Origin of the sequence: Pseudomonas sp. FW300-N2F2, assembly GCF_017351655.1 — a bacterium.
GTDB lineage: Bacteria > Pseudomonadota > Gammaproteobacteria > Pseudomonadales > Pseudomonadaceae > Aquipseudomonas > Aquipseudomonas fluorescens_AA.
Map to the genome: position 1 here is coordinate 2,111,914 of NZ_JACNDQ010000001.1, position 26,349 is coordinate 2,138,262.

At 59.2% G+C, this 26,349-nt stretch carries 19 protein-coding genes and 2 pseudogenes; 8 read left to right on the forward strand and 13 right to left on the reverse strand.

The window, feature by feature from the left end:
- Window positions 1-8: 8 nt before the first annotated feature.
- Window positions 9-3,344 (reverse strand): hypothetical protein, encoded by a 3,336-nt coding sequence (locus tag J4E63_RS30855; RefSeq protein WP_259333663.1) that lies wholly within the window; start codon window positions 3,342-3,344, stop codon window positions 9-11.
- A gap of 780 nt (window positions 3,345-4,124) precedes the next feature.
- Between J4E63_RS30855 and J4E63_RS31210 the strand changes: the two genes are divergently transcribed.
- Entirely contained in the window at window positions 4,125-4,250 is a 126-nt protein-coding gene (locus tag J4E63_RS31210; protein ID WP_404943323.1) for an Arm DNA-binding domain-containing protein, read from the forward strand.
- 272 nt (window positions 4,251-4,522) lie between these two features.
- On the opposite strand, the pseudogene J4E63_RS09505 reads toward J4E63_RS31210, so the two are convergent.
- A pseudogene (locus J4E63_RS09505) lies at window positions 4,523-4,732 on the reverse strand (transposase domain-containing protein); the annotation flags it as partial.
- Window positions 4,733-4,857: 125 nt separating this feature from the next.
- Between J4E63_RS09505 and J4E63_RS09510 the strand changes: the two are divergent.
- A complete protein-coding gene (locus tag J4E63_RS09510) occupies window positions 4,858-5,412 on the forward strand; it encodes a hypothetical protein (RefSeq protein ID WP_207281727.1) in 555 nt (184 codons plus the stop codon).
- A 149-nt stretch (window positions 5,413-5,561) separates the two neighbouring features.
- Window positions 5,562-5,736 (forward strand): annotated as a pseudogene (locus J4E63_RS30865) (LysR family transcriptional regulator); the annotation flags it as partial.
- 88 nt (window positions 5,737-5,824) lie between these two features.
- Here J4E63_RS30865 and J4E63_RS09515 read toward each other — a convergent pair.
- The 7 genes from J4E63_RS09515 to J4E63_RS09545 all read right to left on the reverse strand — a co-directional run bounded on the left by J4E63_RS09515 (window position 5,825) and on the right by J4E63_RS09545 (window position 13,454).
- Window positions 5,825-6,409 carry a sarcosine oxidase subunit gamma gene (locus J4E63_RS09515; protein ID WP_060742982.1) on the reverse strand — a complete coding sequence of 195 codons (585 nt, stop codon included), beginning with the start codon at window positions 6,407-6,409 and terminating at the stop codon, window positions 5,825-5,827.
- Between the two features lie 3 nt (window positions 6,410-6,412).
- Window positions 6,413-9,310, reverse strand: coding sequence for a 2Fe-2S iron-sulfur cluster-binding protein (locus J4E63_RS09520; RefSeq protein ID WP_207281728.1), 2,898 nt, complete (start codon window positions 9,308-9,310; stop codon window positions 6,413-6,415).
- Complete coding sequence (locus tag J4E63_RS09525; RefSeq protein ID WP_207281729.1) at window positions 9,307-9,609, reverse strand: sarcosine oxidase subunit delta; 303 nt, start codon at window positions 9,607-9,609, stop codon at window positions 9,307-9,309. The genes J4E63_RS09520 and J4E63_RS09525 overlap by 4 nt, the downstream gene beginning before the upstream one ends.
- Before the next feature lie 13 nt (window positions 9,610-9,622).
- Entirely contained in the window at window positions 9,623-10,864 is a 1,242-nt protein-coding gene (locus J4E63_RS09530; RefSeq protein ID WP_046052994.1) for an FAD-dependent oxidoreductase, read from the reverse strand.
- Window positions 10,846-11,751: a bifunctional methylenetetrahydrofolate dehydrogenase/methenyltetrahydrofolate cyclohydrolase FolD gene (gene folD / locus J4E63_RS09535; RefSeq protein WP_207281730.1), complete on the reverse strand. Its 906-nt coding sequence runs from the start codon at window positions 11,749-11,751 to the stop codon at window positions 10,846-10,848. Before folD (J4E63_RS09535) ends, J4E63_RS09530 begins: the two co-directional genes overlap by 19 nt.
- The gene (gene purU, locus J4E63_RS09540) at window positions 11,748-12,614 is read right to left on the reverse strand and encodes a formyltetrahydrofolate deformylase (RefSeq protein ID WP_207281731.1); all 867 of its coding nucleotides are present in this window, start codon (window positions 12,612-12,614) and stop codon (window positions 11,748-11,750) included. Before purU ends, folD (J4E63_RS09535) begins: the two co-directional genes overlap by 4 nt.
- A gap of 240 nt (window positions 12,615-12,854) precedes the next feature.
- Entirely contained in the window at window positions 12,855-13,454 is a 600-nt protein-coding gene (locus J4E63_RS09545) for a helix-turn-helix domain-containing protein (protein ID WP_003200568.1), read from the reverse strand.
- Between the two features lie 281 nt (window positions 13,455-13,735).
- Between J4E63_RS09545 and glnT the strand changes: the two genes are divergently transcribed.
- The 5 genes from glnT (at window position 13,736) to J4E63_RS09570 (ending at window position 19,768) form a co-directional block, all read left to right on the forward strand.
- Window positions 13,736-15,070, forward strand: a complete 1,335-nt coding sequence (gene glnT, locus J4E63_RS09550; RefSeq protein WP_060742976.1) for a type III glutamate--ammonia ligase — start codon at window positions 13,736-13,738, stop codon at window positions 15,068-15,070.
- Between the two features lie 72 nt (window positions 15,071-15,142).
- Window positions 15,143-16,048, forward strand: a complete 906-nt coding sequence (locus J4E63_RS09555) for a glutamine amidotransferase family protein (RefSeq protein WP_060742975.1) — start codon at window positions 15,143-15,145, stop codon at window positions 16,046-16,048.
- A gap of 11 nt (window positions 16,049-16,059) precedes the next feature.
- Entirely contained in the window at window positions 16,060-16,743 is a 684-nt protein-coding gene (locus J4E63_RS09560; RefSeq protein ID WP_060742974.1) for a protein glxC, read from the forward strand.
- A 20-nt stretch (window positions 16,744-16,763) separates the two neighbouring features.
- Window positions 16,764-18,107 (forward strand): FMN-binding glutamate synthase family protein, encoded by a 1,344-nt coding sequence (locus J4E63_RS09565; protein WP_060742973.1) that lies wholly within the window; start codon window positions 16,764-16,766, stop codon window positions 18,105-18,107.
- A 335-nt stretch (window positions 18,108-18,442) separates the two neighbouring features.
- Complete coding sequence (locus J4E63_RS09570) at window positions 18,443-19,768, forward strand: ammonium transporter (protein ID WP_207281732.1); 1,326 nt, start codon at window positions 18,443-18,445, stop codon at window positions 19,766-19,768.
- A gap of 53 nt (window positions 19,769-19,821) precedes the next feature.
- Here the strand turns inward: J4E63_RS09570 and folD (J4E63_RS09575) are convergent, their stop codons facing one another.
- The 4 genes from folD (J4E63_RS09575) to J4E63_RS09590 all read right to left on the reverse strand — a co-directional run bounded on the left by folD (J4E63_RS09575) (window position 19,822) and on the right by J4E63_RS09590 (window position 26,321).
- Window positions 19,822-20,745, reverse strand: a complete 924-nt coding sequence (folD, locus tag J4E63_RS09575; protein WP_207281733.1) for a bifunctional methylenetetrahydrofolate dehydrogenase/methenyltetrahydrofolate cyclohydrolase FolD — start codon at window positions 20,743-20,745, stop codon at window positions 19,822-19,824.
- A gap of 95 nt (window positions 20,746-20,840) precedes the next feature.
- Window positions 20,841-22,520, reverse strand: a complete 1,680-nt coding sequence (locus J4E63_RS09580) for an APC family permease (RefSeq protein WP_103307841.1) — start codon at window positions 22,518-22,520, stop codon at window positions 20,841-20,843.
- A gap of 75 nt (window positions 22,521-22,595) precedes the next feature.
- A complete protein-coding gene (locus J4E63_RS09585) occupies window positions 22,596-24,938 on the reverse strand; it encodes a DUF1989 domain-containing protein (RefSeq protein ID WP_207281734.1) in 2,343 nt (780 codons plus the stop codon).
- A gap of 15 nt (window positions 24,939-24,953) precedes the next feature.
- A complete protein-coding gene (locus J4E63_RS09590) occupies window positions 24,954-26,321 on the reverse strand; it encodes an NAD(P)-binding domain-containing protein (protein ID WP_207281735.1) in 1,368 nt (455 codons plus the stop codon).
- Window positions 26,322-26,349: the final 28 nt, after the last annotated feature.

The window sequence follows — 26,349 nt, forward strand, 5'->3', positions numbered from 1 at the left end:
TTTCCGGCTCATGGGCTGACCCGCTGGGCGATGCGCTTGTCACCTAGATAGAGGTACTCGGTGAGCACGCCTGCATTCAGTTCGATCAACGGTTTGCCATTGGAGTCGTGCATCTCGTAAACCTTACCGCTGGCCTTGGTCACGGCACTGCGGTGGTTGAGGCCGTCATAGCTGTATTCCACCTTTTTCGCAGGAACAGCGCAGTTGATGCAGATGAGATTGGGCACGTCGTTATAGCTGTAGGTGTTGCCTTGGCTGCTGCTGACGTTGCCGTAGGCGTCGTAGCCAAAGGTGCTGGCCCGCAATCCACTTACACTGCTGAGACGGTTACTGGTGTCATAGGTGTAGGCGAGACTGGATTGCCCGAGGGTTTGCTTGGTGAGATTGCCGCCACCGTCGTAGGAGATGCTGCCCTGGCCCCAGAAACCCACAGCGCTGGTCAAGCGGTTGATGTTGTCGTAGCCCAGCGTGCGGTTGAAGTTGCTGTCAGCGGCATCTTTGATTGTGGTTAAGTTTCCGACGCCATCATAGGTGTAGGTGCTGCTGAGGTAGACGCCGGCTGTGCCTGTTCTTAGAGTGCTGAAACTGGACGGCCACAGGCGCGCATTCTGGCCATAAGTGGATACGGCACCGCTGCTGTAGGTGATGCTTTGAATCAATCCAGACGGCCAATACTTCACGTTGGTGACGTAGCCTGAAACCGTGGTGGGCCGCCCCAGTGCGTCGGGTGTGTAGCTCACCACACGACCGGATTGCGGGTAGGTGATGCTGCTCAACTGATCATTGCCGTTGTAGGCATATTTGGCAGTGAACACCTTGCCGTCCAATGCCAGACTTTCCTGGGTCAGGTTGCCTGCGGCGTCGTAGGCGAAGCTGCGATTGCCGCCGCTGGTATTGCTGGTCAGCAGTTTGCTGTTCTTGTTGTAGGTGTTGGTGATTGCCGGTGTTGAGCCGGGATAAGTCGTAGTGATCAGGCGATTCAACTTGTCGTACGTGTAGGTGGTCACGCCTGAAGCTCCGGTTTTCTTGCTCGTCATGTTTCCGGCAATATCACGCCCATAAGTAGTGATACCGGTTTCTGGATTTGTGACGCTAATGAGATAGTTGTGGCTGTCATAACCATACGTTCGTTTTTGCCCGAACTGCGTAACCGCTGTCATAAGGCCATTGGGCGCGCGCTCAATGCTTACATTGGCAGAGGGCTCGGGTGCGGTAATGCTCATCAGTAACTGTTTGTCGGGATTACCGTATCCGCGGTAGGTGTAAGTTGTGGTTTTGCCACGCTCATCCACGACCAACATATTGGCCGGACCGTAGCTGCTAGATTGGAAGGTGCCATCGGCATTGGTCTGACGGGTCAAGCGGTTCAGAGCGTCATATTGATAGCTTGTTCCTATTGCCACTCCTGGATTTGATTCAAAGGTTTTGCGTCCCAAGCCATCGTAAGTGAAGCTTCTGGCTACTCCGGCCAATGTGATGCTGGCGGGTCGACCGAACGGGTCGAGTAGAGTTTTTTCCACCAGCGCGCCGCGGGTGACAGTTTTGGAGGTCGAGGTATAGACGGTAGTTTGGGGAGTGCCCGCTGGCGGTGTGAATGAAGTCTGACGGTTCAGGCCGTCGTAAGTGAAAGTGGTGGTTTTCCCCTCACCATTGGTTTCGGATGTAATATTGCCTGCATTGTCCACCAGGCGCGTAATGGTGATGCCTTCGGGATGAGTTTCGGTTTGAGCAATGCCGCGTTTGTAGTTTGAGTGAGTGTAAACCCCGCCACTTGGAGTGGTTTTGCTGGCGACGTTGCCTTGACTGTCGTAGGTAAACTTTGTCGTCACGCCGTCACGAGTTTCAGTAAGCACCTTGCCGTTAGCATCGAAGATACGCGCCATCGACAGGCCAGGAGACGTCTCACTCTGCAGTCGCCCGATGATCCATTTGTTGGGATCATTGAAGTAGGTCATTGTTGTAGTGCGGCTGCCTCCATTGGGTCCGGTCTCTATTCGGGTTCCAGGGTTACCATAGATGTCGTAGTTCGCAAACGACGTCGTGTATATCGCCCCGTCCCGGGTCAATGTGCGTTTTTGCAGGTCGGCAGCCCAAATACTTTGGTCGTGGACAATGCCAAGCTCTCTTAGTTGTGTAGGGAGATTCGCGATAGTCCTGGTTTGCCAAACATAGGATTCCGATGCTCCGTTGGGGTAGATTTTCTCCATCAGACTGCCTACCCGCCACGCATTATTCTGAAAACCGGGAGGAGGGGCTGCGGTAGTGATGGAGTAACCTGGTCCCATGTACTTATAAGTTGTTGTTCCTTCTGGGCCGGTGACTTGAGTTGTATCGAGTGCTCCAGCCCCGCCTCGGGCATAGGAGTATGTCCAAGCCTCTCCGGTGGATAGAGCGCGTTTTTTAATTCGCTCCCCTCTTGCATAAACCCTTAAGCCTCCAAGAGGAGAATTCATATTAAAAAAATCGTACTCATACGTGGTTTTGCCGCCAGATGGATTGGTAAAAGCTATTAATTTTCGGGCAGTTACTCCCGCAGTAGTCAGAGGGATAGTTTCAGGTAAAGAATCGATGCCGGCCGCCACAAAACTTCCAGGGGCATAATTGTAGAGCCAGGTTAAGCCGGACGGCATCGTAACCTTTGCAAGTGTGCGAGAGTTAACTGCGTCAGGTGCTAGATAGCTGTAGCTCCAAGCCCTTCCAGCGTTGTCTGTCATTGACAGAAGACGACCTGTTACAGGGTCATAAGAAAAACTAACGCTCCTACCGTCGCTGGATGTGATTTTAGACAGCAATCGCGATGGTTTTTCAATTTCATCCACGGTTGGCGAAGAGTACACAATTAGCTGTGCGTTGATACCTGGAAGGGTGAGCGGTTTTAATTGAGTTCCAAAGTCAATGTAGCTGAAAGTTAGCGTATTTCCAGTCGGATCTATTGCGCTTTTGGCTGTCATGTAACTTGAGGAGCGAAGCGGGGTGTAGAACATGGTGTCATATTCAATTGGCTGATACATGTATTCATCTTTGTAAATCCCTAGCTTCCCTGCGTATCGATCAATGAGGATGTTACCCATGTCGTAAGCTATCCCCTCGGGAGATGTGAGCTTAACGTTATTGGATATGCAGTCGACCTTCCAGCCATTTTTGGTCTGTGCTTTATAATTGTTGAGCATATAAAGTGTTTGGGTTTCACCGTTTGGCATTTCAAGCGTTGCCATATGGGGAGGAAAATTCGAGTTGGTAGGTTTGTTGGCGCAGAGATTGACCATTCCGCTTTCCATGTAATATGGATCGCTTTGCTGCATTTGATAATGATTATCAAAGGTAATGCGTGGTGCTGCGTTCAACGACCACCCAGGTCCTAGGGCTGTCCACCGATAGGACTGTAGGTGTGTCGACGCAAGGCCTGTTGAGGCGGAGCGCATATCATAATTCCTCCAAACCTCTATATCGAGACCACCATTCCCTGGTAAGACAAGATCCTTATGGCGTAGATTTAAATTTCCTGACCAAGGGTCCACGCGATCAATTTGATCATGATCAATTTGCTTTATTTGTAGCGGGCGTCTATCTGTATCAACTGTTGAGCGTGCCTGTGCCAGTGGGGATACCAAAACAAAACTCATCAGGATTAAGTTTAATCTGCCTCTGAGTGATGGCTTGTTAATATGCCTAAAGCTATTTAATAAGCAGTAATATGTCACAACTAACTCCATTCCGTTGGCAATGATTTTTAGTGCTGTTTAGCCCAATATCTCCAGCTTCTGATTGAGGGGCGAAGCGTAGCTGAACGTCACGACTTGGCAATTTGCCATCAGTACGTACCAATAATCAATAGCTGTCAAAAAAAACAAAATATTTAGTCCGTTAGATTGACGAAGCGGTCTAAGGATTGTCTCTGTCCGGTGGATCAAGATTGGTCGATGGTGGCTCTGTAGTGGTCTAATGAAATCCAGCACTATCCGGTGCGTTTGAGTCCAGGATTGAGTCCAGGATTCTGGCGAGCACTGAATCGGTTTATTGCTGGAGCAGATTGTGTCGCGAGATGAGCATCTGGCTCTGACTCTGTCAGGAGCTCGCGATGGCGCTCTCAGAAATGATCGTTCGGCAATCCTGAATCACTGGCAATGACTACGATAGGCGACACGGATGGACTTGCGCTCAACGTGACCGCCCACGGCGGGAAAATCTGGCGCTTCAGATACTACTGGGCGGGCGTGCAGAAGCGCATGTCTCTCTGTAGTTATCCGTAATCAGGCTCAAAGAAGCTCGTGCCCGACGTGATGAGGCGCGGACCTTAGTCGCCCAAGGCATCACCTTATGAGCACCGTAAGCAACAGCGTCGTGCTGTTCGTTTTGCGGCAGAGCATACCTTCGAGGCCGTATTCAATCAGTGGGTGGAGTTCCGCAGGTTGAGTTTGAAGGAGGGTCGCCAAAGCACGCTCTCGCAAATCTTGAGAATCTTCAATAGAGACATTCTGCCGTAAGCGCACGGGCAGAACGTCTTGCACGACTAAGCCGGCCGTCACCTATGCGTTAGCAGCGCTGCAATCTCACTCGCCCGCTGCGTAGGCAGGCGCGCCAGCACATCCTTCAGGTAGGCATACGGATCGTGCCCATTGTTCCGGGCCGACTGGATCAAACTCATGATCGCAGCGGCGCGTTTGCCGCTGCGTAGCGACCCAGCAAAGAGCCAGTTCTTGCGCCCCGGCGCCCGAGGTCGTATCTGGTTGTCGGGTAGTCAGACGCGGTCACCCGCGGCTGTGAACAACATCCTGGGCAAGTGAGCAGGCAAGTAAGCTAGGCTGTTCGCACGACTGGCCGTTGGTATTCGACGGCCTGAAAACAAAGGCGCTATCAATGTCGAAGCATTTGCTGTTGGGCTGGACCCGTTCCTTGTGCGTGCTTGCTGCCTTGAGCGGCGCGGCCACCATGGCAGTTGCTGCCCCGCCTGAAAAAACCGCTACGGCGGTATCGGACACGCAATCGGTGTCCCTGGCAGGCGGCAAGCTGAAGTTCGTGCTGAAAGGCGTCGAGGCCCGTACCTTGAACAGCGAGAACGGCGGCACGATGTACTTCGATCCGAAAAGCGAGCGGGCCATCATCGTTACCGAAGGTCCGGCGCCGACTGCGGGCACCACCCCGGACGCTGCGTTTCGCCTTGCCGTGGATACCTTGAAGGAAAAGCAGCAGGCCGCGTCACCCAACTTTCGCATGACTAGCGAGAAGACCATTCAGGTGAACGGCTTGAACATGTACCGCCTGGACGGCACCGACGATTTCAACGGCCTTAAACTACTTATGGCCTCGTTGATGACGATGAACGATCAGAAGATCACCATCATCGAAGTGATGTCCAGCGTAAACGACCCGGCCGGCCATACCGCTGCGTTGAAGAACATTCTGGGCAAGTAAACCGCAGGTTGGGCCGCCTCTAAGGCGAGCTGATTTTGGTACCGAATTGCGATCAATGGATTCCTTTCCTTCGATGGTCGAGAACTCTACAGAATCTCAAAGTCCGAGAAGCGGCTTAATCTGCGAGTTTAATTTCAGCGCAGCCGTGGCGCTTCATACTCAACAGTGTCGGCTTGATTCGGCGCTTGGCAACCCTTGACCAGGGCATTGTCCTGATGCCAAAGGAAATCGTTGCCGATGAGCGCCTATGCCATCACTGAAACACGTCTGCTGCCCGCGAAGACACAACGCTTCATTGAGTTCTTGCAGAGGCGGTTGCGGTAAAGGCGACTCGGTCAGCGGGGTGGTATGTGGCGTGGGCTCCCCTATCACGGTGTGGGAGCCTGGCCCCAAGGTACAAGCGATGTTGCGTTCAGTCTGGTTGAGCCCCCCCGAATTGCTCCAGGGCATCGAGCATGGCGCAATGGAAGTAGGCCCGTGATGCTCGGTCGCAGAGAATGTGGAACGCAGGGGTGTCAACGATTCCAGAGTAGATGATGATCACGTTGATCCGCGCCGCCGACGTTTGCGCCACCGCACCCGGGCTGAAGGCTTGCCGGCTCAGGTCGACGCCGCACAGCTTGGCCATGACCTGAGCAACGGAGCTACCGCTCAGCAAGAAGCAGGCATGGCTGTCCTGACGTGGCAGCAGGTAGTTGGCTCGGTGGTCGAGTTCCCAGCGTGCTTCTTCATCGGCGATCCGTTCGCCTTGATCGTCGGGGCTCCCCAGCAGCAGGTATTCGGTTTGCGACAGACGCGCCACCTGACTACCGTCAGTCTGGACGGTGGCCCGATTGGGGGCGTCCGGCAGTACGAAGCCGCGTGCCTTCAGGTAATCGGCGGTTTGTGTTCCGCGAAAACCGACCCGGGGCAGGTCGGTCAGATCCACCAGCGTGCAGGTTTGCGTGTGGGCAACCGGCCGTGGTCTGATCATCTCTTGTGGATTCAGACTGGACATGACTTAAAGCTCCTGCCGTTGGTTTTCAGGATCGAAGAAGGGTAATTGCACGACTGTGGCCTGAACCACGATCCCGCCCTCGACGCGGATCGGAATCTGTTGGCCCGGCGCACTCTGGTCGATGCCGGCGTAGGCCAGGCCGATGATCTTGCCCAGGGAGGCGGAATACTCGCAGGAGGTGACGTTGCCGCTGATGTCCGGGCCGTTAAGCACCAGATGGCCTTCCAGCGGTTGCAGGCTACCTTTGGGCAGGCTGAAGCCCACCAGTTTGCGTTTCAGCGGCTGGGCTTCGAGGATGTCCACCGAGCGGCGGCCGACGAAGAACGGCTTGGTGCGACTGACCGCCCAACCCATGTCGATTTCCGCCGGGTGAGTCATTCCATCGGTGTCCTGACTGATGATCACGTGGCCTTTTTCCAGGCGCAGCAGGCGCTGGGTTTCGACGCCGAAGGGGCGGATGTCATGTGCTTTGCCGGCCTCAATCAGCGCATCCCAAAGCTTGAGTCCATGACGTGCCGGGACGTGGATTTCATAACCCAGCTCGCCGACAAAACCGACTCGCAACAGCCGTGCCTTGATGCCGGCCACGGTGCCTTGACGGACGCCCAGATAAGGGAAGGCTTCGGCGCTCAGATCGAGATCACAGCAGACTTTCTCAAGCACTTTGCGCGAGTCTGGCCCGGCGACGTTGACCGCGCAGATGGCTGCGGTGACGTTGGCGACGTCCACGTCCAGGCGCCATTGTGCATTCCACTTGAGCATCTGCTGATAGATCCGGTCGACGCCGCTGGTGGTGGCGGTGACGTAGAAATGGTTCTCGGCAAACCTCGCACAGACACCGTCGTCGATCACCACACCATGCTCATTGGTCATCAGCGCATAGCGAGAACGGCCGATCGGCTGTTTGAGGAAGGCAAAGGTGTACATCCGGTTAAGCAGCTCGGCGGCGTCCGGGCCGCGCACGTCCAGGCCGCCGAGGGTCGAGACGTCGATGAGGCCGACCTTGTTGCGCACGTGCAAGGCTTCGGCTTGCATGCAGCGTTCGCGATCCTCGGCGTTGCCGTAGTAGGCCGGGCGTTGCCAGATGCCTGCTGGCATCATCTTCGCGCCAGCTTGCAGGTGACGAGCGTGCATCGGCGTTTGTCGGTACGGGTCGAACGCGCGACCGGCGACATGCGCGAGCTTTTCCGCAACAAACGGTGGCCGCGCTGTGGTGACGCCGGTTTCGCTGATGTTGCGCTGGGTGGCCCAGGCGACCAACCGCGCGGTCGGCAGCGCCGAGTGACGACCCTGGGACGGTCCCATGCCGACGGTGGAGTAGCGCTTGACCAGTTGCACGTCGCGATAGCCGATCCGGGTGGCGTTGACGATGTCGGCTACTTGCAGATCCTCGTCGAAGTCGACGAAGTCCTTGCCTTTGGGGTGCGGGAAGATTGGCCAATTAAAGTTGACCCGAGCCTCACCGCTCAATGGCGCGCGTTGCGTGCCGACGGTCAGCCCCAGCGCGAGGGCAGCTTCGGCAGCGGCATTCACACCATCGGCAATCACGTTATCGAGCTGGTGACGACCGTTGACCGAGCCGGCGACATTCAGATTCTTTGGCAGGCCGCTGAGCGTGAACTCGGCACGCTGATCGTCGTAGGCCAGCTTGCCGCCGGCCTGGCACAGCAGTTGATAGACCGGCATGTAACCGGCGGACATGCACAGTAAATCGCACTCCAGGTGTTGCCCGCTCTCGGCGACCTGGCCTTGTGCGGTGATCTGGCGCACGTCGACGCCGTTGATATGGCGCATGCCTTTCTCGTGCAGGGCTTCATAGACGGTGCTGTTGCTCTGGTGGTAGATCTTGCGTTGCGCCAGTGCGCGCAGCAGGGATTCGTCCGAAGGACCCTGGCGCAGGTCCACCACAGCGACGACCTCCACGTCCTGGTCATGCAGATCCAGCGCGGCGAGGTAACCGTCATCGTTGCCTGTCAGCACCACGGCGCGTTTACCCGGTTTGACCGCATACAGTTTCATCAGTCGTTGCGCGGCGCTGGTCAGCATCACGCCTGGCAGGTCGTTGTTGCGAAAGATCACCGGCTGATCGAAGGCCCCGCTGCACACCAGGCACTGGCGGGCGCGGACCTTGTACATGCGTTTGCCCTGAATCACCGGCAGGTAGTTGTCGGTGAACCAGGCGTTGCAAGTGGCTTCGGTCAGGATCTGGATATTGGCGTGTTGCTCTACCGCCGCGAGCAGTTCGCGGCGTAGGTTTTCAGCCTTGTTGCCTTCGATATCGAAGCGGGCATAGGTTAGCGAACCGCCGAGAACCGATTGTTGCTCGATGAGCAACACCTTGGCCCCCGCGTTGGCTGCCGTCAGCGCCGCATGGAGCCCGGCGGGGCCTGCGCCGATTACCGCGACGTCGGTAAACAAGTAGGCCTTGTCGTAATACTCAGGCTGGAACTTCAGGTCGAGTACACCGAGGCCGGCCTTCTTGCGAATGATCGGTTCCCAGACTTTCCACATGCCCTTGGGTTTGTAGAACGAGCGGTAGTAGAAACCCACCGGCATGAATTTCGAGAACTTGCCGAGGTAGGCGTCCTTGTCGTTATCCAGCGAGCCGTTGACGTTCTGCGCCGTCACCTGCAACCCAGCGGACAACGCATGTGCATCGGCCAGCACGTTGGGTTCTTCGGGCAACTGCACCAGGCTGTTGGCGTCCTGGCCGGCCATGGTCAGCGGGCCACGCGGGCGATGGTATTTGAACGAACGGGAGATCAGGAAACGCCCGTTGGCCAGCAAGGCACTGGCGATGCTGTCGCCCAGCAAGCCTTGGTAGCGCTGGCCGTCGAAGCTGAAATCCAGTGGTTGATCACGGTCGATCAGCAAGCCCATGGGGGCGGGTAGGCGATTCATCCTGCGATCTCCTTGGCGGCGGCGTTAAATTCGACACGGGTGCTGAAGAGCTCTTTGGGGTCGAAGGTCCGCAGGATTTCATCGGTGACGGTGTGACGCTCCGCCAGAAACCAGTAGCTGGACGGCGTGTGCATCCACCATTCGCGCACCACGCCGGCGAGGTTGTCGGTGTTGAACACGTAGTCGGCCCATTCCGCATCGCTGCAACTGACGGGATCAGGCATCGGTTTGAATTCACCGCCATAGGTGAACTCGCTGATATTGCGCGGCCCGTTGAGCGGGCAAATCATGATTTTCATCGTCTGCTCTCCGTCAGTGGCTGGCCGCCGTGGCGCCCATTTCGTTGACTTGCTGGAAGGTCGAGAAACGTTCGAGGCCGAAGGGTTTGATCAGCTCCGGCACCTTGCCGCCGCTGGCCACCAACTCGGCCATGGTCTTGCCGCAGATCGGCGTGGCCTTGAAGCCCCAGGTACCCCAGCCCGCGTCGAGGTAGTAATTCTTCACCGGCGACAAGCCCATGATCGGACTGTAATCCGGGGTCATGTCGGTGATCCCGGCCCATTGGCGCATCAGCTTGGCGTTGGCCAGGAACGGGAACATCTCGATCGCATGGGCGAGCAGGCTTTCCTTGAGGTCCAGGGTCGAGCGGGTGTTGAACAGTGGATAGGGATCGGAGCCACCGCCGAATACCACCTCACCACGGCTGGTCTGCTGCACATAGCAGTGCAGTGCGGAGGAGCTCACCAGCGGATCGAGAAACGGTTTGAACGGCTGGGTGACCATCGCTTGCAGCGGGAAGGTCTGGATCGGCGAACGGATCCCGGCCTTGGCCATCAGCAATGAGCTGTGCCCGGCAATCGCCTGCACCGCGCAACCGCACTTGATGGTGCCGCGGTTGGTCTTGACCGCGGTGATGGCGCCGTTCTCGATAATCAGATCCTGGACTTCGGTGAGCTGATGGATTTCGACGCCGCGCTTGGCCGCCTGCTTGGCGTAACCCCAGGCCACGGCGTCGTGGCGTGCTGTGGCGCCGTCGATGTGCCACAGACCGGCGATCACTGGCAAGTGGCCGGGATCGAGGTTGAGGCTGGGCACCAGTTCGCGGATCTGCTGGCGGTCGATCATCTCGGTACGGCCGCCAAAGTGTTTGTTGACCTCGGCTCGCTGGCGGAACGAACGCACTGTGGCATCGGTGTGGGCCAGAGTCAGTTGGCCGCGCTCCGAGTACATGATGTTGAAATCGAATTCGTTGGACAGCGACTGGAACATCCGCACCGACTCGGCATAAAAGCGCACGCCTTCGCTGGTCAGGTAGTTGGAGCGGATCACCGCGGTGTTGCGCGCGGTATTGCCGCCGCCCAGGTAAGACTTTTCCAGCACCGCAATGTTGGTGATGCCGTGGTACTTGGCCAGGTAATAAGCGGTGGCCAGGCCATGGCCGCCGGCACCGATGATCACTACGTCATAGCTCGATTTGAGTTCCTTCGGTGGTGGCAAATCCACTTCCACCGGATACTCCGAACTCAGCCCGTATTTCAATAGATTGAATGGCATAGGGCCTCCGATTGGCTGCGTTGAGCCTGGTGTTGCGCAAGGGCTGCGGTCACGGTGTTCTTCATCAGAAAGGCGATGGTCATCGGCCCGACACCACCCGGTACCGGGGTGATCGCCGCGACCTGGGGCAGGGCGCTGTCGAAGTTGACGTCGCCCACCAGCCGGCTGCTGCCATCGTCTTCGATGCGGTTGATGCCGACGTCTATCACCACTGCGCCAGGCTTGAGCCAACTGGCGTCGATCAACCGTGGGCGACCCACGGCGGCGATGACAATGTCTGCCTGGCGGCACAGGGCCTGCGGATCCGGGCTGCGCGAATGCAGGACGGTCACCGAGCAGTCGGCCTGCAGCAACAACGCGGCCATGGGTTTGCCGACGATGTTCGAGCGGCCGATCACCACCGCATGCTTGCCGCGCAGATCGCCGCAGGTTTGTTCCAGCAAATACAAACAACCACTGGGGGTGCAGGGCGCGAGTACCGTGCGACCCTGGCTGAGGCCGCCGACGTTCTGACTGTGGAACCCGTCTACATCCTTGTCCGGAGCGATAGCCTCCAGTGCGCGTAATTCGTCGATATGCGAAGGCAGCGGCAGTTGCAGCAGAATGCCGTGGATCGAGCGATCAGCATTCAGTCGAGCGATCAGAATGAGTAACTGTTCAGTGCTGGTGTCCGTGGACAGCCGATGTTCCAGCGAGCGGATACCCACTTCTTCGGCGCGCAGGATCTTGTTTCGCACATAGACCTGGCTGGCAGGGTCGCTGCCCACGAGAATCACCGCCAAGGCCGGTTGAATGTCTTGCTCGCGCAGACGCTCCACGTCCTCGCGAACCTGCACCAGGACGCGGGCGGCAGTGGCTTTTCCGTCGATCAGTTTGTGCGTGTTCACCGGAAGATCACCGTTCTGTCCTGGTTGAGGAAAACCCGGTGCTCCAGGTGATACTTGACCGCCTTGGACAGGGCCACGGTTTCGGTGTCACGGCCGGTGGCAACCAGGTCGTCGGGCAGGTAGACGTGATCGACGCGCTGTACTTCCTGCTCAATGATCGGTCCCTCATCGAGGTCGCTGGTGACGTAATGAGCGGTGGCGCCGATCAGTTTCACGCCACGCTGGTAGGCTTGGTGATAAGGCTTGGCTCCTTTGAAGCCGGGTAAGAACGAATGATGGATGTTGATCGCCCGCCCGGAGAGTTGCTTGCACAGGTCATCAGAGAGGATTTGCATGTAGCGCGCCAATACCACCAGTTCGGTGCCGGTGTCGTCGACGATCTTCATCAGCTCGGTTTCCTGTCGAGCCTTGGTTTCCTTGGTCACCGGCAAGTAGATGAAACGAATGCCTTCGCGTTCAGCCATGGGCCGCAGGTCGAGGTGGTTGGAGACGATGGCGGTGATGGTCATGTCCATCTCGCCCTTGTGGTAGCGATAGAGCAGGTCGGTCAGGCAGTGGTCGAATTTGCTGACCATCAGCAGCACACGCATCGGCTCGCGGGTGTCGTGCAATTCCCAGGTCATATCGAATGCTTGGGCGACGTCGGCGAAGCCGTCCTTGATCTGCTGAATGTCGCCCTGATGGCCGTCGTTGAAGCGGAACACCGCACGCATGAAAAAACGGCCGCTGAAATCGTCATCGAATTGCGCCATCTCCCCGATGTAGCAACCGTTGTCCGCCAGGTAGGTGGTGACGGCAGCGACGATGCCGGACACCGCGGGACAGGTGATCTTGATGATGAAATGGTTTTTTTCGTGTTGCATGACACGTCCTCGGGATGATGGCGGCAGCTCATCGCATAGCGAAAAAAATCATCGACGGACAGCAGGCTCATCCATGAGCGTATTTTCTTGTTGGGAATAAATTATTCCTGGTTGTGGCTTTATAGGGGAATGGCCGCGTCGCGTCCAGAGCTTTCAAGAAAGTTTTTTAACTGACAGGAAAATTCGTGAGGCCGACGCTGGGTCGGCCTCAAGACAGGGCAAAGCAAAGGAAAGGGGGCGTTATTCTTTGTCGTTGCCGTAATTCATGATCGACAACAGGCGGATCGGCACCTGCACCAGTTGCTCGGGGCCGTGGGGGATTTCGCCTTCGAACGTCAGGCTGTCGCCAGCTTCCATTCGGTACAGCTGATTGCCGTGGCGATAGATCAGCTCACCTTCCAGCAAGTGGAGGAATTCGGTGCCGGGGTGGGAGAAGGTCGGAAACTCTTCACTCGCATCATCCATGCTGACCATGTAGGCCTCAAAACTTTTCTTCGGCCCACGAGTGTGATTGAGCAGATGATAGGTATGACCCTTCTCGGTGCCTCGTCGAACCACTTCCATTCCCTGATCAGCCTTGACCAGCAACGCACTACCGTCTTGCTGGTCGTATTCGCTGAACAGCTTCGACAGTGGCAGGCCGAGCACGTCGCACAGGCGGCTCAAGGTGTCGAGGCTGGTGGACACCTGGGCATTTTCGATTTTGCTCAGCATGCCCTGGCTGATATCGGCAATCTTGGCCACGTCAGATAATTTCAGATCCTGAGCCTGGCGCTGGCGCTTGATCTGCAATCCCAGGTATTGCTCAAGCTTGAGGCGCGGGGCGGTTTCGGTCGACATAGTCATCAGGTCCTGCACACTTTCCGTTCAGTAATATTAGTTTCGCACTGAGAAAGTGCAAATGGCACTGCTTGGCGCCTGGCCTGTGGGCAGTATTCTCACAGGGAAAAGAATATTCCCATATATACAGCACAAAAGCGCCTGTCACGGCGTTTCTGCGTTCACTCGCGAATCTGGCAAGGGCTTTGCATTCCTATTGGGAAAATAACTTTCTTTTTAGGAATAAAAAGACGGTCAAGGCCCATTCAAGATGTTTTGCCTTTCGCGAGGAGTGACGAGCAATGTTGCCAGCAGAAACCCAGCGCATCATCGACAAGCACGGGATCAAATACGTACTTGCGCAATTTGTGGATATTCACGGTGCGGCCAAGACCAAGTCGGTGCCGATCTGTGGGCTCAAGACCGTGGCTGAAGAGGGAGCAGGTTTTGCCGGGTTTGCGATCAGCGGCATGGGCATGGAACCCCACGGCCCTGACTTCATGGCTCGCGGCGACTTGTCCACCCTGACCCCGGTGCCCTGGCAGCCGGGTTACGGGCGGGTGGTGTGCGTTGGCCACGTCGACGGTAAGCCGCATCCGTATGACAGCCGTTATGTGCTGGGGCAACAAGTGCAACGCCTGGCGGAAAAGGGTTGGACCCTCAACACCGGTCTGGAACCGGAGTTCAACCTGATGCGCCGCGATGAGAGCGGCAAGCTGCAACTGGTCGACCCCAGCGACAACCTGGACAAGCCTTGCTACGACTATAAAGGCCTGTCGCGTTCCCGGGTGTTTCTCGAGCGCCTGACCGAGGCCTTGCAGGCAGTGGATTTCGAGGTCTATCAAATCGACCACGAGGACGCCAACGGCCAGTTCGAGATCAACTACACCTACAGCGACGCCATGACCTCGGCGGATCGTTTCACCTTCTTCCGCATGGCTGCCGGCGAGATCGCCAATGACCTGGGGATGATCTGTTCCTTCATGCCCAAGCCCGACCCGAAACGCGCCGGCAACGGCATGCACTTTCACCTCTCGATCAGCAGCGCCGACAACAAGAACCTGTTCCATGACGCCAGCGATCCGAGCGGCATGGGCCTGTCGAAGCTGGCCTATCACTTCGCCGCTGGGCTGCTGGCCCATGGTCCGGCGCTGTGCGCCTTTGCCGCGCCGACGGTCAACTCCTACAAGCGTCTGGTCGTGGGCAATTCCTTGTCCGGCGCGACCTGGGCGCCGGCCTTTATCGCTTTCGGCGCCAATAACCGTTCGGCCATGGTGCGGGTACCTTACGGCCGCCTCGAATTCCGTCTGCCGGACGCAGGGTGCAATCCCTATCTGGTCAGCGCCGCGATCATCGCCGCCGGCCTGGATGGCATCGACCGTCAGCTGGAAATCGACCACGTCTGCAATGAAAACCTCTACAGCCTGAGCCTGGAGCAGATCGCCGCGCGGGGCATCAAGACCCTGCCGCAATCGCTCAAGGAAGCCTGCGACGCGCTCGAAGCCGACCCGCTGTTCGCCGAGATGCTCGGTCCGCAGATCGTAGACGAGTTCATCAAGCTCAAGCGTATGGAGTGGGTGGAATACAGCCGCCACGTCTCCGACTGGGAGATCCAGCGCTACACCGAATTTTTCTGACTGTGTGCTTTGACAACCATTCGGGCACCCGGCACGGCGTCGGGCGTTCACTGCCTCCGAAGGAGACTTGATATGTGTGGAATCGTAGGTCTTTACCTGAAAAATCCGCAGCTGGAATCCCAGCTCGGCAAGCTCTTCGAACCGATGTTGCAGGCTATGACCGATCGTGGCCCGGACAGTGCCGGCTTCGCCATTTACGGCGATGAAGTGGCGGACGGCTGGGTCAAGCTGACCTTGCAGGCGACCACCGAAGGCTTCGACTGGAAAGCCTTGATGGGCGAATTGGAAGGGCGCCTCGGCTGTTCGCTGGACTGGTTCCAGAACGCCAGCGCCGCTGTACTCAAGATCCATGCCGCAGAGGCGCCGGTGCGCCTTGTCCTCACCGAACTGGCCCCGAGCGTGCGCATCATGAGTGCCGGCCAGAGCATCGAAATCCTCAAGGGCATGGGCTTGCCCGAGGAAATTTCCCAGCGTTTCGGCCTGGCCGGCATGCAAGGCAGCCACATCATCGGTCACACGCGGATGGCCACCGAAAGCGCGGTGACCATGGAGGGCAGCCACCCGTTTTCCACCGGCGCCGACCTGTGCCTGGTGCACAACGGCTCGCTGTCCAACCACTTCCGCCTGCGTCAGGAACTCAAGCGCGAAGGCATTCACTTCGAGACCGACAACGACACCGAAGTGGCCGCTGGCTATCTGACCTGGCGCCTGCAGCAGGGCGACTCATTGAAAGAAGCGCTGGACCATTCGCTGGTAGATCTGGACGGTTTTTTCACCTTCGCCATCGGCACCCGCAACGGTTTTGCCGTGATCCGCGACCCGATTGCTTGCAAGCCGGCGATCCTCGCCGAGACCGACGACTACGTGGCCATGGCCTCCGAGTATCAGGCACTGTCGAGCCTGCCGGGCATTGAACACGCCAGGGTCTGGGAGCCGGCACCGGCCACGATGTACATCTGGGAACGCGAGTCAGCTTAAGGAGCGCACATATGAAAACTATCGATCTTTCCACTGCCACCGTGCGTGACCTCAATCAGGCGCTGCATGACCAGGTCAATAACGTGACCGATCACGAGTGGCTGGTGACTCATTCCAACGGTAAGCACAACCTCGCGGTCGGGGTGAACGAAGCCGTCTCCATCGATATCCAGGGCCACGCCGGTTACTACTGCGCCGGCATGAATCAAAAGGCCTCGATCACCGTCCACGGCAACGTTGGTGTCGGTTGCGCCGAGAACATGATGTCCGGCTACGTCCGGGTCAAAGGCAGCGCCTCCCAGGCGGCCGGTGCCACGGCACATGGTGGTTTGCTGGTGATTGAAGGCGACGCCGGGGCACGCTGCGGTATTTCCATGAAAGGCATCGACATCGTCGTTGGCGGCAGCATCGGCCACATGAGCTGTTTCATGGGCCAGGCTGGTCGCCTGGTGGTGTGCGGTGATGCCGGTGATGCGCTGGGCGATTCGTTGTACGAAACCCACATTTACGTCAAAGGAACCGTCGAGTCCCTCGGCTCGGACTGCATCGAGAAAGAGATGCGTGCCGAGCACCTGGAAGAGCTGCAAGGACTGCTCAATCGCGCCGGTTTCGAGCATAAGGCGGCTGACTTCAAGCGTTACGGTTCGGCCCGTCAGTTGTACAACTTCAAAGTCGATAACGCGTCCGCGTACTGATCCGCGCGAGGAGAACAGATATGAGCGACCCGATTAACCAAAAAGCAGCCACTCCAGTGTTGCGTGAGTCCGCGACCTTCGACCGCCTGACCATTCAGGAAATCCAACGTGCCGCCGAGACTGGCATCTACGATATTCGCGGCGGCGGTACCAAGCGCAAACTGCCGCACTTCGATGATTTGTTGCTGCTCGGTGCCAGCGTTTCGCGTTACCCGCTGGAAGGCTATCGGGAGAAATGCGGCACCGATGTGATCCTCGGCAACCGCTTTGCCAAGAAGCCGATCCACCTGAAGATTCCGGTGACCATCGCCGGCATGAGCTTCGGTGCGTTGTCGGCCAATGCCAAGGAAGCCCTCGGTCGTGGCGCGACCATCGCGGGCACCAGCACCACCACCGGTGACGGCGGCATGACCCCGGAGGAGCGCGGCCAGTCGCAGCATTTGGTCTATCAGTACTTGCCGTCGCGCTACGGCATGAACCCGGACGACCTGCGCAAGGCTGACGCCATCGAAATCGTCCTGGGGCAGGGCGCCAAACCCGGTGGCGGCGGTATGTTGCTGGGCATGAAGGTCACCGAGCGTGTGGCCGGCATGCGCACCTTGCCGATCGGTGTCGACCAGCGCAGCGCCTGCCGTCACCCGGACTGGACCGGCCCGGATGACCTGGCGATCAAGATTGCCGAACTGCGGGAAATTACTGACTGGGAAAAACCGATCTACGTGAAAATCGGCGCCAGCCGGCCGTATTACGACGTCAAGTTGGCCGTGAAGGCCGGGGCGGATGTGATTGTGCTCGATGGCATGCAAGGCGGGACGGCGGCGACACAGGAAGTCTTTATCGAACACGTGGGGATTCCGATTCTGTCGGCCATTCCTCAGGCGGTACAGGCTTTGCAGGAGATGGGCATGCACCGCAAGGTTCAGTTGATCGTTTCCGGAGGGATTCGCAACGGTGCCGACGTCGCCAAGGCGATGGCGCTGGGGGCGGATGCAGTAGCAATCGGCACCGCGGCGCTGATCGCCTTGGGCGATAACCATCCACGCCTGGACGAGGAACTGAAGAAAATCGGCTCGGCCGCCGGTTTCTACGATGACTGGCAGAACGGCCGCGACCCGGCCGGTATCACCACCCAGGATCCGGAACTGTCCAAGCGACTGGATCCGGTGGAGGGGGGCCGCCGCTTGGCCAACTACCTGCGCGTCCTGGTGCTGGAAGCCCAGACGATGGCCCGGGCTTGCGGCAAGTCGCACCTGCACAACCTCGATCCCGAGGATTTGGTAGCCCTGACGGTGGAGTCGGCCGCCATGGCCCGGGTGCCGCTGGCGGGGACCAACTGGGTTCCGGGTTCCGGTACCGGTTACTGACAAAAAACGGTGGGAGCGAGCTTGCTCGCGATGACGGTGGCACAGTCAAAACCGACGCAAGCTGACCCACCGCTATCGCGAGCAAGCTCGCTCCCACAAGGGATTTGTGGCGTGCGCAATGTAAGTGAACGCCCCGAAAAATTGTGGGAGCGAGCTTGCTCGCGATGAAGGTGGCACAGTCAAAACCGATGCAAGCTGACTCACCGCTATCGCGAGCAGGCTTGCTCCCACAAGTCCTGTTCATGGCATTTATATTCGAGAGGCCGAAAAGGTCCGTATCTCATTCTTTATTGCTCGCTGCCCGACACCCACCTTTCTTCGCAGGAGCTTTGAACATGGTCAATCGTCTTCTCGGCAAATCCCTTCTTGGCTTAATGGCGGCCAGCGCGCTCGCGCCGCTCGCCCAGGCAGCCGACGCCCCCACCTTGAACACCGGCAGCACCGCCTGGATGGTTACTGCCGCGGTGCTGGTGCTGTTTATGTGTCTACCGGGTCTCGCCTTGTTTTACGGCGGTCTGGTGCGGGCGAAAAACATGCTCTCGCTGTTTACCCAGTGCTTCGGCATCGCCGGCCTGGTCGGCGTGCTGTGGGTGATCTATGGCTACAGCATGGTGGTCGACAGCACCGGCATGATTGAGGGGCAGGTGACGTTCAACAGTTTCGTCGGTGGTTTGAACCGGGCGTTTCTGGCGGGCATGACCCCGGAAAGCCTGGTCGGCGACATCCCGGAAGGCGTGTTCGTGACTTTCCAGATGACCTTCGCGATCATCACCCCGGCGCTGATTGCCGGTGCATTCGCCGAGCGCATGAAGTTCTCGGCAGCGCTGTGGTTCATGGCGTTGTGGTTCACCCTGGTGTATGCCCCAGTGGCGCATATGGTTTGGGGTGGTTCGGGCGCTTTGATGCATAACTGGGGCGTTCTCGATTTTGCCGGTGGCACTGCGGTGCATATCAATGCCGGCGTCGCTGCATTGGCGGCGTGCCTGATTCTCGGCAAGCGCAAGGGCTATCAGAACACGCCGATGCCAGCCCACAACCTGAGCCTGACCATGGCCGGCGCGGCGATGCTCTGGGTGGGCTGGTTCGGCTTCAACATCGGTTCCGGTGGCGGTCTCAATGGCACTTCGGGCATTGTCATGCTCAATACGCAACTGGGTGCCTGCGCCGGGGTTCTCGGCTGGATGTTCACCGAGTGGTTCAAGGTCGGCAAGCCGAGTGCTTTGGGCCTGGCCAGCGGTGCCTTGGCCGGTTTGGTCGGCATTACTCCGGCGTGTGCGTATGTGGGCGTCGGCGGCGCGTTGGCCATCGGTCTGCTGTGCGGGGTGTTCTGCTACTTGAGCGTCACGGTGCTGAAGCGCCGCTTTGGCTATGACGACAGCCTCGACGTGTTCGGCTTGCACGGCATCGGCGGAATGATTGGCGCGGTGTTGACCGGCGTGTTCTGCGTGCCGTCCTTGGGCGGGTTGGTGGAAGGCGTGAGCATGGGCGCTCAGGTCGTGGCGCAGATCAAGGGCGTGTTGCTGACGACGGTTTACTGCTTCGCCATCAGTTGGATCATTCTCAAGGTCATCAACGCGCTGATCGGCTTGCGCGCCGATGAGTCGGTGGAGGAGATGGGGCTGGACCTGGCCGAGCACAATGAGCGCGCCTACAACCACTGATCGTTACTGTTCAACGACACGGCCCACCTTCGAGTGGGCCGTTTTCGTGGCGCTCAAATCTCAGCCAGATGGCTGGCGGATTTCTGCTCACGGGCCTGGGCCGCACGCTGCAATTGACTGGCGATCAGGGTGTTCTTCAGCAGATACGCAATGGTCATGGGCCCCACACCTCCCGGAACCGGCGTGATCGCACGGGCGACGGTGCGCGCACTGGCGTAGTCGACATCGCCCACCAGATGGCTGCCGGATTCGTCAGTAACACGATTGATTCCGACATCGATCACCACCGCTCCAGGCTTGAGCCAACTGGCATCGATCAGCCCAGGACGGCCCACTGCCGCGACGACGATATCGGCCAGTCGACACAACGCCGGGGCATCGACGCTGCGCGAGTGCACCACACTGACCGAACAGTGAGCCTGCAGCAGCAAGGTCGCCATGGGTTTGCCGACGATGTTCGAGCGACCGATGACCACCGCGTGCAAGCCGCTCAAGTCACCGCAGGTTTCGTGCAGCAGGCGCATGCAGCCACTGGGTGTGCAGGGTGTCAGGACGTCGATGCCTTGCACCAGGCCGCCGACGTTTTCGCGATGAAAACCGTCCACGTCCTTGATCGGATCAATGGCATGGATCACCGCGCCTTCGTCGACATGGACCGGCAATGGCAGCTGCACCAGGATGCCGTTCACCGTGGTATCGGCATTGAGCTGCGCAATCAGTTCCAGTATTTGCACCTGGCTGGCGCTTTCCGGCAGACGGTATTCAAGGGAGCGGATCCCGACGTCCTTGGCCCGCAGTAATTTATTGCGCACATAGACCTCGCTGGCCGGGTCTTCACCAACGAGCAGCACGGCCAGGGCGGGGTAAATTTGCTGTCCGGCCAAGAGCAGAACCTCTTCTCGAACTTCGTCGAGAACCTGGACAGAGATGGTTTTGCCGTCGATAACGCGGGCAAGTGCAGGGGTGGTGCTGATCAAAAGAGTCACCGTGGTCTTGATTGATAGGGGGCGAAGTGATCATCGAGGCGTCGTTGCGCCCCGATGATCCGTCAGAGACCCGCTGGCAAGGGCGCTCAGGCTACCAGTTGATGGCAACCGTACACCACCAGTACGCCCGCGATCAGCGTGGCATAAGGCAACCAGCCGGCGCGTTTTTGACCGGCATCGGTCTGAATGTACAGGTCGCTGAGCATGGTCTCGGGGAAGCGTCCCTTGTCCTGCACATAGTGGCGGAAGCAGAACACCGGAAGAATCAACAACGCCAGCAACAGGCCGGTCAACAGAGTGCCGGCGCCCCAGATATCGGCGCCCAGCCCCATACACGCCAGGTTGACGAAACTCAGTACGCCACCCGCGACCAACAGCACGGTCGGGGCCTTGTACGGGCGTATCCAGTCGGGACGGTCCAGGCGATGGATCCAGCCGGCATTGAGGTTGAGGAAGTTGAAGATGATGTAGCTGACGTTGGACGCGGCCAGCACGAAGACATAGTCGGACATCAGCAACAGCAGCAGGTTGAACGACAGGTCGGTCCACATCGCGGCGGTAGGCGCACCGTGTTCGTTGGTGCGGCCCAGGTATTTCGGCAGCCAGCCATCCACCGATGCTTGGTATAAGGTGCGCGAGGAGCCGGACATCGAGGTCATGATCGCCAGCAGGGTGGCCAGGACCAGCATGATCAGTACGATGTTGGCGACCAGCTTGCCGCCGCCGATGCTGTCCGCCATCACTTGGCCGACGCCCATGCCGCTGTAGATCGCGGGTGACAGCAGACCGCTGTAGACCGCCGGTGTAACCACCGCGCCGCTGGCATCGAGCACCGCCGGGGTCACCAGTTGCCCGAGTCCCAGACTGCCTTGAAACGCCAGGGGCACCAGGGTGAACACCAGAATGCACAGCAGGCCGGCGTAAAAAATGGCCTTGAAGGTGTCACGTTTGGGGTCCTTGAATTCCCGGGTATAGCACACTGCGGTTTCGAAGCCGTAAGTGGACCACGCGGCCATGAACAGGCCTCCGGCCATCAATGACCACCCGGAAATATCCCAAGGCCCGTCGATCACTTGCCCGGCCGCGTCGTGGGCCAGCGGGTACAGGGGCAGGAAGTTGGCTTGGGCCGAATCCCCGGTGAACAACGGCACCACACCCACCAGCAACAGAGGAATCAGCGAGGTCACGCCAAGCACCAGGGTCAGGCGTGCCGAGCGCAAGATACCGCCATGCTGCACGGCGAACACCGTCAGTAAAATCAACAGGCCGATGGCGAACGTCGCGTTGATCCGCAGCGACAGGCCACTCTTGATCCAGCCCAGGTCAAGCAGGGTCAGTTGCCAGGTGTTGATCAGCGCATCGGCGGGAAACAGCGCGGTGAGGATGTAACCGGCTGCCAGCCCTGAACCGATCGACAGCACCGGCGACCAGGCCAGCCAGTTGCACCACACCGAGACCGGTGCGATCAGCTTGCTGTAGCGCACCCAGGCGACCGCGCCATAGACCGAGGCGCCACCGGATTTGTGCGGGAACAGCCCGGCGATTTCGGCATAGGTGAAGGCCTGGATGAAACCGAACAGGATCGACACGATCCAGACGATCCAGGCCGGTTTGCCGACGGTGGCGGCAATCGCTCCGATAGAGAACAGCACCAGCGCGGGCACGCCACTGGCGACCCAGAACGCCCCGCGCCAATCGATCTTGCGGTGCAAGCTGCCCACTGAGCTGGCGGCCTGCGGTACGGCCTCGAACGTAGTCGCTTCCATCTTCGTATTCCCATGTCTGAGTAGAGTGGTAGTGGGGCAGTCAAGGTCGGGTGACGCACAGGCTCGTGTGATCGATCAACTGCGTACCCGGCTCTTGTCCGGGTCGTAGAAAATCGCTGCGGTGACCGTGGCGCTGATGCGCTTCTGAAGGCCATCGACTTTGCCGATCTCAAGCGTCGTGCCGACGTCGGCGCAGGCCACGTCGACCCGGCACAGCGCGATATTGCTGGCCAGCAGCGGCGAGCGGCAGGCACTGGTGATGACCCCGACCTGGGCTCGGCCGCGATACACCGGGTCGCCGTGGTGGGCGCCTTCGTTGCCGCTCAGTTGCAGGCCCACCAGTTTGTGAGCGGGATGGGCGCTGCGCCGCAACAGCGCATCCCGGCCGATGAAATCGTCGGTTTTGCTTTTCAGCGGCACGGAAAAGCCGATACCGGCCTCGAACGGATCGGTCTGGTCGTTGAACTCGTAGCCGGCGAAAATCAGCCCGGCTTCGATGCGCAGCATGTCCAACGCTTCCAAGCCCAGCGGCACCAGGCCCAAGGGTTGGCCCAGTTGCCAGATCCGGTCCCAGACCTGCTCGGCATCCTCGGGCTGGCACCAGACTTCGTAGCCCAACTCGCCGGTGTAGCCGGTGCGTGAGATCATCAGCGGGCAGCCGTCGTAACCGTCCAGGCGGCCCACCAGGAAACGGAACCAGCCCAGGGTTTCCAGGCTCGGTTGGGTCGGTGGGGTCCAGACCATCTGTTTGAGCAGTTCACGACTCATCGGGCCCTGGACGGCCAGGTTGTGAATCTGCTCGCTGGCGGATTTGACCCAGACCTTCATGCCGAGCTTTTGCGCCTGCTCGCGTAGCCAGACCCCGGCGTAATCCTCGCCGCAGATCCAGCGGAAATTGTCCGGGCCCAGGCGCAGCAGGGTGCCGTCGTCGAGCATGCCGCCGTGTTCGTGGCACATCGCCGAGTACACCACTTGACCGACCGCCAGGCGCCGCACATCCCGGGTCAGGCAGTACTGCAGCAGGGCTTCGGCGTCGGGACCGATGATTTCGAATTTGCGCAGGGCGGTCAGGTCCATCACCGCGACACGTTCGCGGCAACCGAGGTATTCCTCGATGGCGCCATAGCCGTCGTAGCGCAGCGGCAGCCACCAATTGCGGTAGTCGGTAAAGCTGCCGGTCAAGGCGCTGGTGCGTGAGTGGAACGCGGACTCACGGGTGAGAATCGGGTCGGCATCGGCCGTGGTTCGAGTGCTCATGGCGATGGAAAAACGCTCCTTTTCGCTGTAGATGCGGACATGGATATCGGTCGGGTTCCAGCCGTTGGCCGGGTCGATGTCATCCGGGCACGAGGTGCTGCCACACAGCAGATCGGTCATGGCCCGCAGCAGTACGTAATCGCCGGGACGCGACCAGGGCTCGTCCAACGTCATCTGCTGGTGGGCGTCGATCCCGGTATTGAAGAAGAAATTGATCGCCGGCCAGCCATTACGGGCCTTGACCCCATGTGACGCGAGCACTCGGTTGAGGTTGTCGCTGCAGTTGTCGTGCCCGAAGTAGCCATGGCTCTCGTAATAGCGCGCGGCGCAGGCCAGGGCGAAGGAATCGTGGCGGCCGACGGTGTCACGCACCACCTCCAGCATCGGCTGCATCTGTCGGTCGAAAAACTTCGAGAACAGCCCCGGTGCCGGGTAGGCGCTGCCGTTCAGAGTGCGGGTCACGGTCTGGTCCAGGTCCAGTTCCTGGCCGCGATCCAGTGCCCTCCGGTCCAGAGCGACGAAGTCCGAGCACTGGCGGCCGGCGACGTCCAGCACCTGCACGTACTGCCCTTTGCCGACGGTGTAACTGTGGGCGGTGCCGGCGCCAATGGTGAACTCGTCAATTAATTCGCCCAACGGTTCTGGCAACGCGGGGAGTAGCAGGGGCGAGGGATTGGCCCGTGTCACCCATGACCTGAGTTCGCCAGGCCGGTATTGCCGGTCAACAGCGGTCGGTCCGGCGGGCGCCGCGATGATCACCAGTAGCTCATCGCTGGCGACGAAGTGGCGGCTGAAGTCGGCGGGGCTGTCCTCGTCCCAGAGTGACGCGGCGCTGGGCAGATGTTGCGGGTCAATCCCGCGTTGGCTCAACGCCTGGCAGATGCGCCGAGCCTGCAAGGTCGGTTCGTTGAGCCGTGCGCCGATAAATCCACAGGCCGTCGAACCGTTCAGTGCCCAGGCTGCCAAGGCGCTGCGACCGAGCCTGTCCACGGCCAGCAATTCGCAAGGTTGCCGGCCTTCGAGATCGATCACTTGCAGGCTGTCGCCGGGCTGTAGCGCAACAAGGGTCAGGCCGCCAGCGGCCACCCGATAGCGCTCCAGGGCCGGGGCCCGGGCAAAGAGTCCGGGCTCCCGCGGGCTGGAAACACGAGGTGCGTTCATGGTGAGGCTCCCGGGTCAACCGATCGACTTGACGGACATCGGCGGTTCGGCGAGGTACGCCGCCATGGAGTCGTCAAGGGCATGCAGCCAAGGCGTGTGATGGGGGGGCGACTGGGTGCCAGTCATCAGCGATCGGTAGGACTTGTCGCGGTAACCCATGATGTCGTGGGCCTTGTCGTGCTTCCAGTGCAGGAAGGTGTCGTTGACCGCGGCGATATCGAAGTTCGGGTAATCGGTGGCGTCCACCAGTTGCTGGATATAGGCGCCCTGGTATTCGAACATCTGCTGATTGGTTTCAAGCTGCTGTTCACGGGCATGCCATTGCTGACTATCGGCGGCCCTTTGTGCCTGGTCGGGTAGGGCGATGCGTTGCAGGATCACGTCGCGGGCGTACCACGCCTGGGCGTCGAACATGTTGAACGAGTACCACTGGTCCTGCATGCCGAGGTAGATCAGCTGCGGGTTGGGCTCCCAGAAAATGCCCTTGTACAGGTTCATCGGCCATAGCCGGTTGTCGGTCTTGAGGCGCAGTTCGTCCGGCAGGAAGGGGAAGTGATGTTTGTAGCCGGTGCACAGGATCACCGCATCGATGTGCTTGTGGGTGTCGTCGATAAAGTACGCGCGATTTTTTTCCAGGCGCTGTAACAGTGGTTTTTCTTCCCAGTTGGCCGGCCAGTCATAGCCCATGGGGGCGGTGCGGTAGCAACTGGTGATGCTGCGGGCGCCATATTTGTAGCACTGGGAGCCGATGTCTTCGGCAGAATAGCTGCTGCCGACGATCAGCAGATCCTTGCCCTTGAACTCCAGCGCGTCGCGGAAATCATGGGCGTGCAGGATGCGCCCGCCGAACTGCTCGAATCCGGGGAAGTACGGCATCATCGGCGTCGAAAAGTGCCCGCAGGCGTTGATCACATAGTCGAACTCTTCCGAGGTCTGGGTATCGCTGCCATGGTCGTGGGCGACCACCGTGAAGCGACGAGTCTCTTCGTCAAAGGTGATCTGGCGCACCACGTTGTTGAAACGGATGTAGTCGCGAACCCCGGCTTTTTCTACGCGGCCCTTGATGTAGTCCCAGAGCACCTCCCGTGGCGGGTAGGAGCCGATGGGACGGCCAAAATGTTCTTCGAAGGTGTAGTCGGCGAACTCCAGGCATTCCTTCGGGCCGTTCGACCACAGATAGCGGTACATGCTGCCGTGCACCGGTTCGCCGTTTTCATCCAGACCGGTGCGCCAGGTGTAATTCCACATGCCGCCCCAGTCTTGCTGTTTTTCATAGCAGACCAGTTCCGGGATGGGCGTTCCCTGGTCCCTGGCCGATTGAAATGCCCGCAGTTGAGCCATGCCGCAAGGGCCGGCGCCGATGATTGCTACACGTGTGGTCATGGTCGTTTCTCGTGGCTGTGATTCGGAA